The organism is Microcoleus sp. B3-D7 (assembly GCF_036705305.1).
Lineage (GTDB): Bacteria > Cyanobacteriota > Cyanobacteriia > Cyanobacteriales > Microcoleaceae > Microcoleus.
Genome location: NZ_JAUBUE010000009.1, coordinates 144,551 through 163,477, shown reverse-complemented (window position 1 = coordinate 163,477; position 18,927 = coordinate 144,551). Strand labels below are relative to the sequence as shown.

Below are 18,927 nucleotides of genomic sequence, written 5' to 3'. Positions count from 1 at the left end.
ATCGATAACCAATTACAAATTAATTCATAATTATGTCTGCTGTTAGTTTAATTCGTGCCAATTCATACGATCGCCAAATCTTGCAAGCATCTTTAGAAAGTTTGCTCGCACCCTTGGGCGGAATCTCGGCTTTTGTCAAATCGGGCGATCGGGTTTTACTCAAACCCAATCTCCTGACAGGTTCTCGCCCTACAAAAGAATGCGTCACCCGCCCGGAATTGGTTTACTGCGTCGCTAAAATGGTCATTGAAGCGGGAGGAAAACCCTTTTTAGGCGATAGTCCAGCTTTTGGTAGCGCTATGGGTGTAGCCAAAGCCAACGGTTATTTGCCGCTGTTGGAAGAACTGAATTTGCCAGTAGTTGAGTTTCAAGGAAAACGCTACAAAACTGTCAGCGAAGATTTCAATCATCTGCGAATTTGCAAAGAAGCAATGGAAGCGGATGTAGTGATTAATTTGCCCAAACTCAAATCTCACGTTCAATTAACCGTGACAATGGGCGTGAAAAACTTGTTCGGCTGCGTCCCCGGCAAAATGAAGGCTTGGTGGCACATGGAAGCTGGCAAAGATAGCGCCAGGTTCGGTGAAATGCTGGTAGAAACTGCCCGGGCAATCAACCCAAATTTGACGATTTTGGATGGCATTATCGGTCACGAAGGTAATGGACCAAGCGGCGGCGAACCGAAGTTTTTGGGAATTTTGGCCGCCTCTGATGATGTGTTTGCTTTGGACAGAACTTTAGTTGAAATTATTAATGCTGATCCGGCGGCGGTTCCCACTGTAGCTGCGGCGATGAGATTGGGACTTTGCTCGAATTTAGAGGATCTTGATTTTCCGCTTTTGCAGCCGGAAACTCTCAAGGTTTTGGATTGGAAGTTGCCGGAAAGCATGGTGCCAATTGACTTTGGTATGCCCCGCGTGGTGAAGTCGGCCTTTAAGCACCTTTATATCCGGTTTATTAAAGAAAAGTTCAGCATCAAGGCTTCGCATTAGCGAAGACAGAAGGGTAAAATTTGTTTTTTTTATTCCTTCTGCTTTCCATTGCTAATTGTAAAGAAATATTATTATATTACAACATATCTATTTATGTAAAGTTTTAATAAATTTCTTATAAGTTTATGGTTTAAGTAGGTAGGCGGGATTAAACCGCATAATGTAACACTATGTAAACAGGTTTAAGTCAGCCAGTAAGTAGGTAGGCGGGACTAAACCGCATAATGTAACACTATGTAAACAGGCTTAAATCAGCCAGTAGAGAGCATTTGGAGACTTGGCCCTCATTTACCTAGGGGCGTTTTTTCGCGCCGACTTACTTAAAGCATTTGCCTCGCCGTACTCGCAACTGGCGCTCATTCTTGCTAGCTAGAAGCAGTTAGATAATTTCATTTAAGTATAAACACTTGTAACAGCCCTTGTTTTAACCAAATTTACCCTATAATTGCGCTTTTCTTTATAATTGACCGCTCAATTATAAAGATTGAGTAAAGCTCGTAAAAGGTTATTGACAGTTATACGTAGATCGCAGATGATGGCGACATATCAAACAGACCTTACCTTAAATAATAAAGGTCTAATCGAGTTGCTGCGTCCATCTTAAGTATTAGATATCTCCCAAACAGAGTCTGAAATGTTGCTTGTATCAGGCGGCGAAATTTAAATTCGGTAGATGTCTGTTATATAGATCGATCAACAGCCCTTGCAAAGTACAGCAAAGATTCACTACCGCATCCGTAAAAACTTCAAATCAGGAACTACCTTCCCTATGCTTACTAACAACAATCTGACAATCGTACAGCCACTAAAAGCCAAGTTTTTGCCAAACGGTGAAGTTTTACTCACCCGCAAATTGATTGAAGCAGTTGGTGAGTTAGCCAAGTATTGGTCGGGTGATATTACTGTGATGATGGAAGAAACGAAAGAAGACAACGACCAGATGGATGCAAAAATATTCAAACTTGATCTATTGCCATTCAAACTGGAAATAATTTGTTTTGATAAAATTACCCCAGCTTTACTACATCAGCATCAGAGTGCGCTGGTATTGGCAGCCCCGGAATACAGACAGAACCATATCAGTAAAGTGTGTAAAATAGCGGGAGTACCGTGTATTTACGTTTCCGAATACAGTCTGAAAACTCGCAAACAGATCGTGAATGTGAGTACGAGAAATCCCCTGATTCGCTTGCGGAGAATAATCTGGACTTACAGTCAGGAATATAAGCAGCGCAAGGCGATCGCAATGGCAGAGGGCTTGCAGTGCAACGGCACCCCTACATACCAAGAATACAAGCAGCTCAATCGCAACCCACAGTTGTTCTTGGACACGCGGATTAGAGAGGATATGTTAGCAACAGAAGCTGACATTGAACGTCGCACTGAAAACCGCTCTCAAGATATGCCTCTTCGGCTAGTATTCTCAGGTCGCCTAATTAAGATGAAAGGAGCAGATCATTTACTTGAGGTCGCTAGAGAACTCAAACAACTGAAGGTGAAATTTGAAATGTTCATCAGTGGTATTGGTGACTTAGAAGAGATGATGCACCAGCAAATAGCTGCAAATCAACTTAATGATTGCGTGAAAATGCTCGGAGTGCCTGACTTTAAAACAGATTTTTTCCCCTTTGTTAAGAACAATATTGATTTGTTTGTTTGCTGTCACCGGCAGGGCGATCCTTCTTGTACTTACATAGAAACTATGGCTGCTGGCGTGCCAATTGTTGGGTATGCTAACGAAGCATTCCAGGGAATTGCAGAAATGTCGGAGACAGGATGGGTGGTGCCAATGAATCAGCCTAAACAGATGGCGAAGAAAATTGCAGCACTCAGCTACAACCGAGAAGAAATTAAATCGATGTCGTTCAAGTCGCTGAAGTTTGCTCAACAGCACACATTTGAGAAGACTTTTCAAGCTCGCATAAAACATATGCAGGCTATTGCCTACTCAACGCGGCCTCATCCAGTCACCGAAAGTCAAGTATGTGAGGCTCCCGATATGGTTTTGGCGTACACTCAACTGCGTTAAGAATCCTTCTGCCTATGATTGAGACAGGTTTCATTAAGGTAGCCACGGCAATTGGAGGTCTTGTAAAGGCAAGGGTTGGGGTGAGCGATCGCCATTAGATGTAGATGTTTTTTTCAAACTTAATAGCATCAAATTCTACTGGGCGATCGCACTTCTTCCATAGGTTCTCAAGTCTCCTTTAACGGGTTACATTTTCTTGGCAACTACCAGATCCCACACCAACTCTCAACCATCGAGTGACCCACTCATTTTCCTTTCCACCGGAACTGGCAAAACTAACAGGGTTTTTAGTTTAAATCTTGTTAAATCAACGGCTTCATTATTTATTAGGTATATGCACAAATGCTTTTATTAGTATCATACTTTAGAGGTATATGATGTTTCTAACTTAATGTATACTTTAATTATTGCTGAATTCTTGACTAGAGAAAAACTTACTCTCCGCCCGCTCGCTGAAGGTGTAGTTTTTTATCAAAAGTGACAAAGCCAGCTAAATGCGTTAACTTAAATTCGATGTTACGTGAAAACCGCGCCTCAGTAATGGTATTCCCAAAACTTCATAAGTTTTAGGCCTTCATCTCCTGTATAGAGGATAACACAATTATCACTGGCACATAACGTCCCGGAGTGATCTAACATAAGCGGTTATTAGTACATCCAGTTCCTAAGTAAGGAAAACTAAAATGCAAAGTCAAACGTGCTTAAGCCCTACCGTCGTCTGCCCGATATCGGGACAGAGTATGAAACCGTGGCTATTCATACCCGGTGATTGGCGCAGACCTCCAAACAATGAGTCATTTCAATTGTACTGGTGCGAAAAGTCACAACTTGGATGCATTCATCCTCTACCCGAACTCAACAAAATCGCCAGCTTCTACGACATCGATGAGTATTATACTCATCATATAGACTTTACAGGCTTCGTATCTGCCTCTTCTATTTCCTTTTTCGATAAATTGCGTACCCATCTAGCTTGGCGTTTCGATCGCGGAGTAGATGTCACAAGTAAATGGTGGAAGCAACAGTTCGGGACTGCTTCCTCCTCGATCTTAGAAATTGGTTGCGCCAACGGGCACCTGCTGCAAGAACTGCAAGCAGATGGTCACAAAGTCTGGGGCGTAGAACCCGATCAACAAGCTTTAGTGTTGGCCCAGCAGCGAGGTCTTAATGTACTTTATGGTACTGCTGAATCTTTGCCCCCGGAAGTCCAGTCTAGACAGTACGACATAATTGTGATGAACCACGTACTCGAACATACCAGAGATCCTTTACTTGCACTCCGCAATGCCATGCAGTTGCTCGTGGGTGGCGGCAAATTGGTGATGGAAGTACCAAATAACTCTTGTATTGGGCTGAAGTCATCAGGGATTGCATGGATGCATCTAGATGTACCAAGGCATTTGTATTTCTTCACACCGCAGAGCTTTCGCGCTATCTGTGAAAAAGTAGGATTTGAGATAATTTCTACCCAGTTTAATGGCTACTATCGCCAATTTGAAAACACTTGGATCAATGATGAAAGAAAAATTTTCAGTGTGTTCGATTCAATGGGCTCTCATCAGATAGTAAAGCCCAAGGAAAACAGTAAAGTCCAAGCTTGGAAGCTACTGCTGAAAACAATTTTTGCTGCTGATGAAAACAAGTACGACTCGATCCGGATTGTGGCACAAAAGCCATAGCAATATCGAGGTAAGGGCAATAAACTTTGGCTTTGATTATCAAGTATGGTTACACACTCACCATACTTTTGCGAGCCTCTGCCATCATCGCCCATGCCAGGAGTACAGTCAAACCAAATGCTACTATTGACCCAGCAATCCACCTGACTCGATCGAGACTGACGCACAAACTTTGTATGTAAGGTGTGCAGTCCGCAGCTTACCACATAGATAATGTAAAAAGTGTTTTCTGGCGTAATATAGTTTCGGGTTGCATCGGAATAATATATTGGGATCATGCCAGTGGGAGCTTAAGAGATCGCTACCAAAATCGCGTTCTCTTAAGCTCTCACTATAATTCGGATGCTACCGGATTTGATATAAATTTTATTGAATATGGGATCGCAGTTCCACCTCAGAACGATTAGTTACGATATGTTTGCTTTTTTAATTTTTTCTTGTGAGTACCCATAATTCACAAGAAACTTTTAAATTTCAACCATATAATACTTCTTCTGCGGGCGGCGTGGCGTCTGTGGGGTCGAACTGTTTGATTTTCAAAGCTTGTAGCAAAAACAGCCAGATATAAAGCGGATTCAAAAAAACATACCGCTGCCAAAGGCGCCGAGGTTCCTTAATCATCCGAAACAGCCATTCCAAACCTATTTTAGATAAAAAGTCAGGAGATTTAGCCAAATTACCCGCATGAAAATCGTAAGCAGCACCTACAGCAATCAGCGGCATTGATAACTCATCGCGGTATTCGTAAGCCCAGACTTCTTGTCGCGGACACCCCAAACCGACAAAAGTAATTGCTGCACCGCTGTTGCGAATTTGCTCTGCAATTTCTTGTTTCTCTTGGGGCGAAACGTGCCTAAATTTAGAAGGCTGAGTTCCAGCAATAATTAACTTGGGAAAACGCTGGCAAAGATTGCGAGATAAAGCTTCCAGTACAGAAGCTTGAGATCCGTACAAATAGATAGGTAATCCTTCTTCTGCCGCACGTTCGCAGATTTGTAACATCGCATTCGGCCCGCAAACTCGATCAGGCAATTCCGTATGGTAGAGCCAATTTAACGCCCACCTGACGGGCTGTCCGTCTGGCAATACTAAGTCAATGTGATTAATCCGATAACGATGAGTGCTGTCGAGCACTCCAGTCATTACCCCGTGAACCGCTAGAGCAGAAACTGACATTGGTTTTCCGGCGCTGGCTGCTGCAATAATTTTGCTAACAGCCGCTTCATAATTAACGGCATTAACTAATATGCCCAGTACATTCTTTTTCCCTTTATCAATCATGGAGCACCTCTTTAAGTCAACGCTCGCAGTTACACTCATAAATCTCCCCTAAGATTTGTTTAACCTTGTATTCTTCAATCTTTTACCGAAATTCCCAGCACATTCTTTTTGCCCCGCTCAATCATGGGAATCCTCTTTCAGCCAACGCTCGCGGTTACATTCATAAATCTCCTGTAGGATTTGTTTAACGTTATATTTCATTTTCCAGTTGGGATAGTGACTGGAAAACTTTGAATTGTCGCTAATCCACCAAATGTGATCGCCAATGCGATTCCCTTCAGCGTAAGTCCAATTAAATTTGCGTTCTGCAATTGCCTCACACATCTGAATCGCTTCTAACATCGAACAATTGCTGTACCGGCCTCCTCCTGTATTATAAACTTGGGCGCTTCGGGGAGCTTTATAAAATTCATAAAATGCCGAAATTAAATCTGCGCTATGAATGTTATCGCGAACTTGCTTGCCTTTGTAGCCAAACACGGTGTAAGGAGTTCCCGTGACAGCACACTTCATCAAGTAGGCTAGGAAGCCGTGCAATTGAGCTCCTGAGTGATTTGGACCCGTCAAACAGCCGCCGCGAAAACAAGCGGTGTTCATATTAAAATATCGACCGTATTCTTGGACTAAAACGTCAGCAGCTACCTTAGAAGCACCAAACAAACTGTGCAGGCACTGATCGATTGACATATCTTCCCGAATACCGCTTTCGTAAGTATGGCCTGGTTCAATTTCCCACCTGTGTTCTAATTCAATTAAAGGCAAATTGTTAGGCGTATCGCCGTATACTTTATTGGTAGAAGTGAAAATGAAAACCGCTTTAGGACAGTACAAGCGAGTTACTTCGAGAAGATTGAGAGTGCCATTGGCATTGACGGTAAAGTCTATTTTCGGAGCACGGGAAGCCCAATCATGGCTGGGCTGGGCTGCTGTGTGAATTACTAATTCGATCGACTCGCCGTACCGCTGAAAGATATTGGTAATCGCTTCATAGTCGCGAATGTCCACATCTAAGTGATAATACTTGGTACCCAAAGACTTTTCTAGCAGTTGGCGGTTCCAGTTTGTAGAACCATCAGCACCAAAAAAGAACTGGCGCATATTATTGTCGATCCCAACTATATCTAAGCCTTGTTTGGCAAAGAACTGACACGCCTCAGAGCCAATTAAACCCGCCGAGCCAGTAATGATTGCAACGCCCACGTTTCACCGCCTGAAAAAATATAGTTTTCTTTGTTTTGCCCGATCGAACCCATCAGAAGTTATCCTGATTTTCCATCGAATACATCTTCGCACAATTGGGCAAAGAATAAACCTTTAACATCCCAATCATAGATTTCCCTGACGCGCGTTTGACCCGCTCGACCCAAGCGATCTCGCAATTCACGATCTTGGGCTAAACACACTATAGCTTCTGCTAGACCTTGCACAGTGCGATCGGGGTCAGTAGCAGCCACTTTAATCCCCGTTTGAGCCGTCACTTGAGTAGCCGGTCCGCCCAAATCCAAACAAATCGTGGGACGACCAACCCCCATCATTTCCGTGCAAACAAAACCACCAGAGTCATGCAAACTCGGATGGAGGAGAACGTGAGACTCCCCCATTTTAGAAAGAGTTTCAGTGCGAGATAAAGTTCCCCAAAAAAATACTTTATTTGCCAGTCCCAATTCTGTGGCCAAAGCTTCCAAACGCTGCCTTTCCGGGCCGTCTCCGACAATCCAGTATTCCGATTGTTCCAGCTTCGCCTCCGCAAATGCACGGAGTCCCAAGTGCACCCCTTTCCAATGTAAGAGACGACCAACACTGATGAATCTAATTGGTTGCTCAGGCGGGGTAGGAAATTGCTCTAGTTCTTGAATTTCCTGCTGCGACAAACCGACTTGTGAGAAAATCTTCACGTTTTTTGCTTTGAGAAATCGCAGTCTGGCTGCGGTTTCTTCCGTAGTCGCCAGCGCCACGGCACTGCGACGCGCCGTCAGACCCACAAACGGATCGCGTTCTCCTAGCCTTTGAGCCAATGCCCGCAGCGTTTCGTAAATTTTTCCCCGGCGGCTAAAATCTTGCCAAAAAGCCTTTGGTGCTGCTTCTGCACCCCCCACCGGCCCCCAAATAAAAGGATGCGGCAACAGCGCCAAGAAACTTGGAGACCAATGTTTGACATAAGTTACGTGATGTACTATGTCAAAACCAATTTCGCGATCGAGCTTCCGAGCGATAAAATAAGCCCAGATTTGCCACAGATAGTAGTGAAGTTGCAGCAATCCTTGTTTCCCCTTCCAATCTTCGCTCCACCCAAACGGATCAAAATAAACAAAGTGCAGGTTTGGCACTGGGTTCCGCTCTAGTTCTGCTTCAATGTACGATCGACAAAACGTGCGAGTAAACACCCAACTTTCGTGATGTTTAGCAGATTGGATAACAGTATTCCATCCTACTCCCTCTTCGGAGCCGAGATTCGGTTCGCAAGCAAACGCAGATAATAAAACTTTCATGGCTAATTGGTAATTGCTAATTGGTAATTGCTAAATTTTCCCTCTTCCCTCTTCCCTCTCTCCGTTAAATCCTTTACACTCATCCGTTGCCGAACTTGCTTCACCTATTCTCCATCAAAAAAGATGTAACTTCGACGTAAGCTTTAGCTGCTGTTTCGGGAGTTTTTTGAGAAATTATCTGTCGTGAACGCTCTCCCATCGACTCAATCAAATCAGGATCATCTAGAAAAATTTGCATTTGAGCCGCTAAGTCTTGAGCACTGCTAGGGTCGAAAATATAACCGTTCTCGCCTGAAATAATTAACTCACAGGAAGCTGCACCATTTGAACACAATACTGGTTTTCCCAACACCATCGCTTCGGGTACAACCATACCCCAGACATCCTCAAAAGTAGGAAACACAAAAATATCAGCTTGCTGAAAATAAGCACCTAAATTTCCATATTCTACCCATCCCGCCCACATGACTTGCTCTTCAAAATCGCACTCTTTAATAAATGCTTCCAGTTCTTCCCGCTGATCTCCCTTGCCAATAATTAACAGCGAATAATCAACATAACCTAGACTTTTAAGAATAGCGCAAGCTTCTAAAAGCGTTTTAATTCCCTTTCTCGCCGTTATGCGCCCTACATACAGAAAAATCGGGCGTTTTAACTGCAAGTTGGGTGGCTGAGTTTGATCTAATCGTTTCAGCAAAGCTCCCGCATCAGGTACGAGATAGGTTCGGGTAAAAATTTTATCCTCCGGTACGTTGAGAACTTCCATTAGATATTTTTTACCGGCATTGCTATTGGCAACAAAAGCATCGGCAAACCGCACAAGAATGCGGCGCACAAATGTCCTAAAACTGGAATCTCGAAAGTCTGTATTTGGGGAACTACCATCGTAAATAATCGCAATTTTCCACCTCAGTAGCGGTTTTAAAAACGCAACAATTACAGTCCACAAAGAGAAAGCTTGGGGAAAGACCACGTGAGGTCTAAATTTTAGTAAATAGCCGATAATACTAGGCGATACTACAATGAATCCGCGATCGTATCCTGTTTCTATCTTTTCCGTCTCGACAAATGTAGTCTCCCCTACCAACTGAATTGCCGATGCTCCCGGCAGCGTAGGATCGAACCCAGACCAAACACGACCAGTATAAAATACAGTATTCTTAAAAATTTTTGTAAATTCCCTCAAAACAGGCTGCCAGTAAGCTCCCAGTTCCACTTCCGGGACAAGCCAAGCAATGCGGAGTTCATTTCTATCAACCATCCTATTCACCTTGAGTTTTGTTTTTAGTCAATCCCAGTTTACTCAACACTGAAAGCCAAACTAACCTGCGATAAGGTAGCAGCCAATAAATTGGCCACAACCAGCCACCATGCCGCTGAGTAAATACTTTCCACTCTTGAGCCGGTTGCAGGGTAGTATCTTTGAAGGATAAACCTTTGGGTTTACTCATTTTATCCAATCCTTCACTTAAATTATCAGCAGCCGTTTTAGTCACCTGGGGGTTGAGAGAACAAGTTCCTAAATAGCCAGGAGCAATCCAAACTGTACATCCTTTCTGTCTGGCTCGTAAACCATAATCCCAATCGCCAATATAATGGACAAAAGCTGGATCGAGGTTGCCGACCTTTTGCACAACGCTGCGGGGAATTAATACGCAGTTGCCGTGCATTGTATCGCAGATCTGAGGCTCTTTTGTTGGTTCGAGGATACCATATCGGAAGGGGTGCAAAGGGTTATTTCGCACAACACCTCCGTATGTTGTTTGACCCGTTTCGGGGTCGCAGGTAGAACCGCCAATGATGGCTTTGGTTTCTCCTTTTTCTAATAATTTTTGAGTTGTTTCTAGCAAGACACTTACGGTGTCTCGATAAATAAGAGTGTCATCATTTAACCATAGGTAGTAGTCGGGATCATCTTTCATTGCTTCGGTGAAAGCCCCACGCATTCCCCCGTTCCAAAATAAGTTCCCATCGCCGGAAAAAATATTGACTTGAGGATAGATTTGACGAACTGCCTCGCTGGTGCCATCGGTACTGGCGTCATCGACTAAATAGGCTAAAATATCAACATCGGCTGGAAGTGCCTGCTTAAAAAGAGCCTCTAAACAAGCTAATGTTTTCTCTTTGCGGTTGAAGCAAGTTAAAAGGGCGGCGATTTTAGTACGGTTCATTATTCGCAATTTGGTGGCTTTTAGCGATAGCCTGGTAAAATTTACTACGTAAAATCTGATTTTTACTTTGGAGTGGACACAAGATCGTTAAAAACAGACAAATAGCGATTTGCTTGTATGTCTAAAGTAAATTCTTGTTCCACTTTCTGGCGGGCGCGAATACAAAGTTTTTGATGCCGATTGGGATCTTCTAAAACCCAAGCAATTCCTCGCGCTAAGTCTTCTGTTTCATAAGGTTTAGCTAAATAGCCATTGGAGCAGTGTTCGATCAGATCGGGCAGTCCCCCAATATTAAATGCGGCGCTGGGGATGCCACAAGCAAGGGCTTCCATGACTGTATTGGGCAAGTTATCTATCACGGAAGGGGCGACAAAAATATCTGCTGCTGCATAAACCGTTGCTAGGGAAATATCATCTGCGAGTTTTCCCAAATAGTGAGTTTTAAAACCCAGTTCAATGGGATTGTCGGGTTGAGAAGAGCCAAAAACCAGCAACTCTATCCGATCTTTCCAGCCTGATTTACTGAGGCTTTGTAAAGCGGGTACGAGCAAGTTAAATCCTTTCCAGCGATCGCCTGTTCCACTTGCACCTCCAAAGAGTACAATTTGTTTATCTTGAGGCAAATTCAGGATTTCTCGCGCCCAGTGACGATTTATGGGTTTGTACTTTTGAGTATTGATGCCATTAGGAATTATTTCAACTCGAAAATCTTTGAATAAAGAACTAGAATGAGCGCATTTCGCTAACCAAACACTAGGGCTAACCAAAGTTAGGTTAAGCTTATCCCAAGCTTTAGCTTTTCGCTGCCACACCCACCGCGACAAATCCGAATCTTTATTACTGTGAAGTTGCGGACAACTACCACAAGATTGAGTGTAGCGATTGCAATCTTCACTATAGTGACAGCCACCTGTAAAAGGCCACATATCATGCAGCGTCCAAACTAAGGGCTGCTTAAACTTGGGAATACTTTCTACTTGTAAATAGCCCCCACAAACCCAGTGTAAATTAATAATATCAGGAGCGAGTATATCCAGTCGATTCGATAGAGCATCTGGCAGCACTTCTGTAGAAAATATAACGGGGTTTCTCTTAGGGTAGAGGCGCAATGGTGCGTTAGATAAAGTTGAAATAATCTTGTCAAACTTATTCGCAATACTATTCTGTGACGAAATTACATTGCGATCGGCACTACTCTTATTTTTTACCAGCATTTGCGAAGACACACCAATCCCCTGGAAACCTTGGTGCAGTCGATAAGCGGCGCGGGCAGCCCCCCCTTCACTATCAGAACTATTGAGAAGTACAACCTTCATTTCCCCTGCCTCTCCTCTAAATTTCTAGGTGACTTTGCCTGATTTTTTCAAAAGTTTATTGACTTTTTTTTGCACCTTCCTTAGCAAGGGCGGATCGTAATCATATAAAGTGTTTTCAGTAAAATTATCTGCTTGCACATCCCGAATGGCAAAGGCTGGGTGTTTCATGGGAAATGTTATAGCTTCTACAGGCATATTACTATAAGGACTGTTGACATCCTCCGTATTAGTTCCCCCTACACCATGTCCGATATTAGAAGCTAAATTGACATTTGCAAGAATATTCATACCATTTTGAATAAAACTAGCAAATGTCCACTGAAAAGCCCAACTCTGTAATTTTTTTTCATAACAAAGCTGAAAAGTATTTGTCCAAACTTTTACAGCATGGGAGTCTCCTAGTACATCCATCAAAAAATTACCATCCCGAATTTCCGGCCACAACTTCATATCTAAATCATAATGCTGCCAAGCTCGCCTCCAACTCGCCCAGCTCCAGCAGTGATTATAGCGAGAAAAGTAGTAACTATAATCAGTTCTTTTTCGCCCAAACTGAACATTTTGACCAGAGATTGACAGAATCCGCTGATCGTCTCGGTAACGCTCCAGCAATTCTTCAGCGAAGCGGAAAAAAGTAGGATGAGGGAGACAGTCATCCTCAAGAATAATTGCCTCTTCCACTTGATCAAACACCCAATTCATACCGCTAGAAACCCGCAGGCGACAACCGAGATTTACGTCTGCGTAATTCTTCAAAACTTCGCAGTCCCAATCTACTTGGTCAATAATAGCTCTAGCAGCAGCACATTCTTGATCTTCTCCAGGCCTATCTGGACGTGGGCCGTCAGCAATTACTAGCAATTTGGGAGGTTTGGCCTGACGAATTGCCTCAAATACTTTAGCCGTTGTATCTGGACGTTTGAAGATGATAAAAGCGACGGGTGTTTGGATTCGGTAATTGAACATTTATGCGACTCTACTTTTTCTAGTAGTCTTCAACATCGGAATTAACAAGCTCAGCAGTCATCTGCGATTTAAAATTAAACCACTTCTGCAGCATCACAGCCGCTATGTATGCCAGTGTATCATTGCTAGTCTGATAGGGCAAAAATCTATAGCGAAAACTAGCCATTCTCGGGTCACGTTCTTGGTATAAAATATCTTGGGCAAAGTTCCCCCAACGCTCATCTATCAAATCAATTGTCATACCAGCATGAGCCGAAGGTAGCAACATATTAGAGCCGTGAAGACCAATTACTAAGCGGCTTTGTGAATAAACACGGCATATTTCTTTTTCAACTTTTTCATTAAAACTATTTACTCTGTAATCTTCAATCCATTCTGGAAACTTAGTTTTTGTCCCCAAACCAGCTACTGCAAATTTTGCTTCAGGTACTTGCAACCTAATTTTCTCAAATAACTGCTGAATTTTTAAATTTTGCAATGGCAATGCCCTTTCTCGTTGATTTAGCTTTTTCAGAATTCGGAACAGCAAACCGTTAACTAATAAACGATCTTCCCGCCAAATAAAAGTGATTCTTGTTTCTGGCTCCTCAAATTTGTGTTTCGGAACTCTAGTAAACCGCGTGATGTCAAACTGGCTAGGATGAGAATGGGCTTCGCTGACATAAATTTCATCAAAGCGTTTAGTTTCTTCCTCTACAAACTCGGCGAAGCTAGGATAGTAAGTTTGACCATTTTTTAAAGAAATAGGTACTGTCCAGACTTCTGCAACTTCATCAGGAACCATCCACCTTAGAAACTTAGGAACTATCACAACTAACCCGAAGTCCGAGTTCCATTCTAAGTGCCTTTGTGCATTTAGCAACTTCAGCAGGGAATGACCATAAAGATGATCGATACAGTTTAAGATAATTACCCGCTTGCTGGGTTTAAAAATCTCTTTTACAATCTCCAGTTTTTCTGAGTTAGGATTTTGGAGTGAATTGAGTAATGGTTTGCCTAGCCATTCTTTTATGTTAGCAAATTTTGCAAAAACTTCACCTTTGTTTGTATCAACTTGGACAGAGTTTCTGACTCCATGACCTACTCTTAACTCGTCGAGTATTTCGCTACCACATCCCGCGCACTTACAGTCCAGAACAATATGTATCCCTTGCCACAAAATTTTTTTTGCATTGAGTTCAGTGTCGCAATAGGGGCAATTCGAGCGCTGTTCGATTTTAGGTTTAATTTGAATCACTTTACTAATCCTCTGATTCTACAAGCTGCCTTGTATAAGTTAAGCGAGCGCCAGATGAAAGTTGCGAATGGGCGCAATTCCTTAATCAAGAAATTGACTAATATAATTACGTAAAAATAAGTTATCAGAGTAGCTGTGGTTGCTCCCAAAGCTCCATACTTAGGAATTAGCAAAAAGTTCAACCCTACATTTAAAGTAGATCCGACTACAGTCAAATAAAGACCGTAGCGCAACTGACCTTCTATGTTTAAATATGTGCTCCGTGCTACTCCAAAGTTACTGCCAAATTGCGCCCAAACATAGATTCCAAGCACCGCTGCTGACTGTGCATATTTGTCACCGTAAAGTAGATGCACTATCCAGGGAGAAAGTAATGATATCGGTATGGCAACTCCCAACCACAAAAATATCATTATATCAGAATAAATTTGAAATTTATTTAGATATTCTTCATAATTTGTCTTTCTCAAATTCGCTAATTTGGGAAAAATAGAGCTGGATATGATCATCGGCAAAAAATCGCAGATTTCCGAAATTTTAACAGCGGCAGCATAATAGCCCAGTTCGGCATTTTTATTCATCGCACCGAGCATTATCTGATCCGTTTTTGAGTACACATAAACTGCAAATCCCGACAAAATTATTGGCCAACTCTCCGATAGCAGTTCCTTACACTTTTCCCAACTGAAGTGCCAATCCTTAATTTTATTCCCCGTAAGCTTATAAAAATATACATAAGCGATTCCTACCAATGCGACCTCTGTCAATCTAACCCAGGCGAAGGCAAGCAGGGGGGCTTTAATTGTTACTAACGCAATTCTGACAGCAGCAACTAAAAAACATACCGAATTTTTAGCCAACACTGTATATTTTGACTGGATTTGGGACTGGAACCAAAAATTGATAGCCTCAAAAGCATTAAAGATAGTTCCTGCTGCAATGATACCTACAAGCCACCGAGTCAGAGTGTCGTTGGGCTTGACTAGCGCAATCACGGTGACAGTTAACAACAAAGTGATACAGCCACCAGTAAATTGCAGTCCGAAGACCGTTCCCAGGGTCTCATTTTTGCATTCTGGGTCGCGAGCGATATTCCTCACTACCAGAGTACCCAACCCCATCGTTGCCACCGAACTAAACAGCGACACAAAGGCGATCGCGTAGTTGAGCAATCCAAATTGTGTCGGACCAAGATAGCGAGCCACCCAAAGGCCCACAAACAGACCTAGACCCATCTGCAAGATTTGGTCAGTGAACAGCCAAGCTATGTTGCTGAGTACCTGGCGCAGATTAGGGCCGAGCCTTTGACTGACCGCAGTTAACTTATCTAGCATCAGAATATTTTAAATCTTTACAAAACACAAACGCGGTTCTAGCAGGGTCGGCAATCTCGCAAAATTAGACTGGTTGATCCTATAACAACATATCACAACTTGAGGGAACATCTCACTTTTGCAGCCGACCTAAAAATTCGAGTTTTTAGGCAGGAGGCAGAAGGAAAGAGGAAGAAGGAAGGAGCCAGAAGAAGTGTTTTTACAAATAGGAGATGCTCCCCAACTTGACCCACGATCCGCCCAATAAAGGTTACTTCAATGGACAGTGCGAGCTAAAGAACGCCTTTGAGGGTTACTGGTGCTACTGTTAGAACTATTGTTAGCATTATCTATCGCAAGTCGAACCGTCAACATTACGTAACTCAGCCAAGGATTTCCTATATCTATAATATAACCTTCTGTGATGTTGCTCATAATAATAGAGACTAGAAAACAAATAGGTATTCCTGCTCCTTCCAACGTGCTACGACTCAAATACCGAACTGCGTAAGCTAAATTGAGCAGCAAGGAAGTCATCATTAAAATTAATCCCGGCCAACCGAAGGCTAACAATATCCCAATCCCCCCATTGTGAGGGTTTTCAGGTTGAAATCCACTAGGAGTATAAATAAAATAAGCAGGAGTACCCGCTCCTAACTTATCTTGTTGAAAAAATCCATCGTATCCGTAGCCAAACCAGGGACGCTGATTGACCGCAGCCATTAACTGCGGCCAGAATTCTGTCCGCCCAGTTAGAGTCAAGTCCTTGCCTAACCCACCTACAATAATATCCTCTAGGTTGTCTACTACAAAAACAGTCATAATTATGCTGACGACCAGGAAACATATAATCGCAGTAAATGCCCACTGAAAAGTTAATTTTTTTAAAAAATTTAGTGAGGACACTGCAATTATTAATATGATAGTAATCACTAGAGCAGATCCCGATTTATTAGCCCTTACTAGGTAAAATGAAAAGAACATCATTCCCAAAGCAATCCAGCGCTCTTTCTGAGTTTTAGCTCCTTGAGAATAGTGCAAATACCAAAATGCCGTACAGAGAGCTAAGACTCCCCCCAAAGAATTTTTAGATTGGGTTAAGCCGACAAAATCGCCTGCTCCAGGGGGTTTCATTACAAAACTTGCCAAACCGATTGCCGTGTATCCCCAGCGCCAAAAACGAGATAAATCCTCCCATTTATATTGGGCTGCAATGTAAAACCCGAAAGCAGTAAATCCTGAAAAAGCTAGCCCTGCTCTTAGCGTTTCTTCAGGAACTAGAGACCATAATGTAGATAGTAATGGAAGTAATGTATAAAGTAAAAAAAAAGGATTCATCCTCAATATCTTGGCAAAAACTTCTATAAAATTGCTACTAAAAACTTTAACCCTTGAAGTTAAAATTAATACTACCCAGGGGTAAAAAAAATAAGGTATGAGTTTTAAGATACCACCTTCGGGATCTTTCAAGTTAACAAAATGCAAGTAATTAAAAGGAGGTTGTGTCAGAAATGGAGAGATAAAAATGTAAAGACCAGCAAAGCTTTTTTCTAAAGCCAAACCTACTTTTTTATAACTAGCAAATTGAAATAATAGTAGAGTTACTATCGCGACTATAGCAATTAGCATCCATGTCAAGGAAGAAGTACCTAAAATCAGCTCTTTCACCATATTTGGTATAGACACTGGTTGAGTCATAATTGCTTTCCTTTGTCACCAACAATATCAAATTATATAGATATAAAATATAGCCGTCAACCGGCAACCACGCTAACACAGAAATTAGGGATAAAGCAAAAATAGAGCATCCTTTTTTCGGCGATAGCTTAAAATAATGAGCTTTTTGTCCCGCACTCAAAAGGCTACACTTATATAAATCATAGTCAATAAAATTAGGTGGTGTATGGTTAACACCCATTTTCCAAGACAGATAGCCCCGTCGGTTGTGGGTGTTGTCTTGTTTGCTTCCACTGTTATCGCTGACGCCAGAAGCACCCCGGCACAACTTCCCATCCCCCTAGGCGCAGAGCAAGCCCAGACGGTTCCGCCGGTTAGGAGAGCGCCGGAAAGCTATAAACTCGGCGGCGGCGATCGCATCCAAGTAGAAATACTCGAAGTACCCGAACTCAGCCGCGGCTACGAAGTCCTTTCCGACGGTTCAGTCAACCTGCCCCTGATCGGCTTGGTCTCCATCCGTGGCCGCACCTTAGTAGAAGCCACCAACATCATCCGCAACGCCTACCGCCGCGTCCTCAAAGACCCCATAGTCACAGTCAGCCTCGTCGCTGCCCGTCCCCTCAACGTCGGCGTCATCGGAGAAGTAACCAGGCCCGGAAACTTCACTATTACCCTAACTCCCGGGCCGGGAGCCTCGCCGAGTGTCCAGTACCCCACTGTCACCCAAGCGATCAGACTCGCAGAAGGCGTCACGGGTGTCGCCGACATCCGCAACATCCGCGTCCGCCGTCCCCAACGAGACGGCCCCGATCAAGTGCTCAACGTCAACCTGTGGAAATTCTTGCAAGAAGGAGACATCTCTCAAGACATCATTTTGCAAGACAGAGACACAATCGTGATTCCCACAGTCGCCAACTTCAACCAAGCAGAAGCTCGTCAATTTGCGACAGCAAACTTTTCGCCACCCCCAGAAAAACCTCGATCGATCTCCATCGTTGGTCAAGTCACCCGCCCAGGGGCTTACGTCGTCATCGGCGGCAACACCACAAACGACCTCAGCCGCGAAGGTTTCCCTACCGTCATCCGGGCAATTCAGCTAGCCGGCGGCATCACCTCCGATGCCGACATCCGGCAAATCCAAGTGCGGCGCGTCACCAGAAGAGGCGAACAAATTATCCCAGTCAACCTGTGGCAGTTCCTAGAGTCCGGCGACGGCGCCCAAGATACCATCCTCCAGGAGGGAGACACGATCATCGTTCCCAAAGCTACAATCGTCAACCCTGCAGAAGCTGGTGTGCTCGCCAACACTAACTTTGCCCCCGTCGGCATTAACGTTTATGTAGTAGGAGAACTCAGAACATCCCTCGATCCCTTGAGGCTCCCAGCTAATGCCACACTGAATCAAGCTTTAATTTCCAGAGGATTTTTTGGCTACGAGAATACCAGAGCTAGAAGGGATAAAGTTGAGCTAGTCCGCCTCAATAACGACGGTACAGCTACTAAACGGACGATCGAAGTCAATTTAACTCAAGGAATTAACGAAGAAACCAATCCTCAACTTCGCAACAACGACATGATTATCGTATCTCGCAGGGGGCTCGTCAATTTTGTCGATCGCATGAACGCTGTAATAGGACCTGTCGGGCCAGCTACGGGAGTGTTAAATTTTATAAACGTTCTCCGATTTTTATTCAGGTAAGAAGGCGGCGGGTGAGGTGGATAATTCCTGGCAAAGGCTAGAATAAACGAAACAATAAGATTACCCAACCGCGACCTG

14 protein-coding genes are annotated in these 18,927 nt (G+C 43.4%); 4 read left to right on the top strand and 10 right to left on the bottom strand.

The features are described from left to right. Window positions 1-32 precede the first annotated feature (32 nt). From QUB25_RS09690 to QUB25_RS09680, 3 genes are all read left to right on the top strand, one after another. Window positions 33-992: a DUF362 domain-containing protein gene (locus QUB25_RS09690; RefSeq protein WP_333183015.1), complete on the top strand. Its 960-nt coding sequence runs from the start codon at window positions 33-35 to the stop codon at window positions 990-992. 769 nt (window positions 993-1,761) lie between these two features. Beyond that, window positions 1,762-3,021 (top strand): glycosyltransferase, encoded by a 1,260-nt coding sequence (locus QUB25_RS09685; RefSeq protein ID WP_333183013.1) that lies wholly within the window; start codon window positions 1,762-1,764, stop codon window positions 3,019-3,021. 740 nt (window positions 3,022-3,761) lie between these two features. After that, on the top strand, window positions 3,762-4,700 hold the full coding sequence (locus tag QUB25_RS09680) for a class I SAM-dependent methyltransferase (RefSeq protein ID WP_333039946.1): 939 nt from the start codon (window positions 3,762-3,764) through the stop codon (window positions 4,698-4,700). Between the two features lie 474 nt (window positions 4,701-5,174). On the opposite strand, the gene QUB25_RS09675 is transcribed toward QUB25_RS09680, so the two are convergent. From QUB25_RS09675 to QUB25_RS09630, 10 genes are all read right to left on the bottom strand, one after another. Then, a complete protein-coding gene (locus QUB25_RS09675) occupies window positions 5,175-6,020 on the bottom strand; it encodes a WecB/TagA/CpsF family glycosyltransferase (protein WP_333183012.1) in 846 nt (281 codons plus the stop codon). Window positions 6,021-6,098: 78 nt separating this feature from the next. Continuing rightward, window positions 6,099-7,181: an NAD-dependent epimerase/dehydratase family protein gene (locus QUB25_RS09670; RefSeq protein WP_333183010.1), complete on the bottom strand. Its 1,083-nt coding sequence runs from the start codon at window positions 7,179-7,181 to the stop codon at window positions 6,099-6,101. Between the two features lie 59 nt (window positions 7,182-7,240). Further along, complete coding sequence (locus tag QUB25_RS09665; protein WP_333060796.1) at window positions 7,241-8,470, bottom strand: glycosyltransferase; 1,230 nt, start codon at window positions 8,468-8,470, stop codon at window positions 7,241-7,243. 100 nt (window positions 8,471-8,570) lie between these two features. Continuing rightward, a complete protein-coding gene (locus QUB25_RS09660) occupies window positions 8,571-9,731 on the bottom strand; it encodes a glycosyltransferase family 4 protein (protein ID WP_333135088.1) in 1,161 nt (386 codons plus the stop codon). Between the two features lies 1 nt (window position 9,732). Next, window positions 9,733-10,641, bottom strand: coding sequence for a glycosyltransferase family 2 protein (locus QUB25_RS09655; RefSeq protein WP_333060792.1), 909 nt, complete (start codon window positions 10,639-10,641; stop codon window positions 9,733-9,735). 62 nt (window positions 10,642-10,703) lie between these two features. Continuing rightward, complete coding sequence (locus QUB25_RS09650) at window positions 10,704-11,957, bottom strand: glycosyltransferase family 4 protein (protein WP_333183008.1); 1,254 nt, start codon at window positions 11,955-11,957, stop codon at window positions 10,704-10,706. Between the two features lie 24 nt (window positions 11,958-11,981). Beyond that, complete coding sequence (locus tag QUB25_RS09645) at window positions 11,982-12,923, bottom strand: glycosyltransferase family 2 protein (protein ID WP_333039934.1); 942 nt, start codon at window positions 12,921-12,923, stop codon at window positions 11,982-11,984. A 19-nt stretch (window positions 12,924-12,942) separates the two neighbouring features. Continuing rightward, complete coding sequence (locus tag QUB25_RS09640) at window positions 12,943-14,160, bottom strand: hypothetical protein (RefSeq protein WP_333183006.1); 1,218 nt, start codon at window positions 14,158-14,160, stop codon at window positions 12,943-12,945. Next, entirely contained in the window at window positions 14,157-15,494 is a 1,338-nt protein-coding gene (locus QUB25_RS09635) for a flippase (RefSeq protein WP_333183004.1), read from the bottom strand. The genes QUB25_RS09640 and QUB25_RS09635 overlap by 4 nt, the downstream gene beginning before the upstream one ends. Before the next feature lie 255 nt (window positions 15,495-15,749). Then, window positions 15,750-17,171: an O-antigen ligase family protein gene (locus tag QUB25_RS09630; protein WP_333183003.1), complete on the bottom strand. Its 1,422-nt coding sequence runs from the start codon at window positions 17,169-17,171 to the stop codon at window positions 15,750-15,752. A 205-nt stretch (window positions 17,172-17,376) separates the two neighbouring features. Here QUB25_RS09630 and QUB25_RS09625 point away from each other — a divergent pair, with 205 nt between their 5' ends. Beyond that, the gene (locus tag QUB25_RS09625; protein WP_333060783.1) at window positions 17,377-18,849 is read left to right on the top strand and encodes a polysaccharide biosynthesis/export family protein; all 1,473 of its coding nucleotides are present in this window, start codon (window positions 17,377-17,379) and stop codon (window positions 18,847-18,849) included. Window positions 18,850-18,927: the final 78 nt, after the last annotated feature.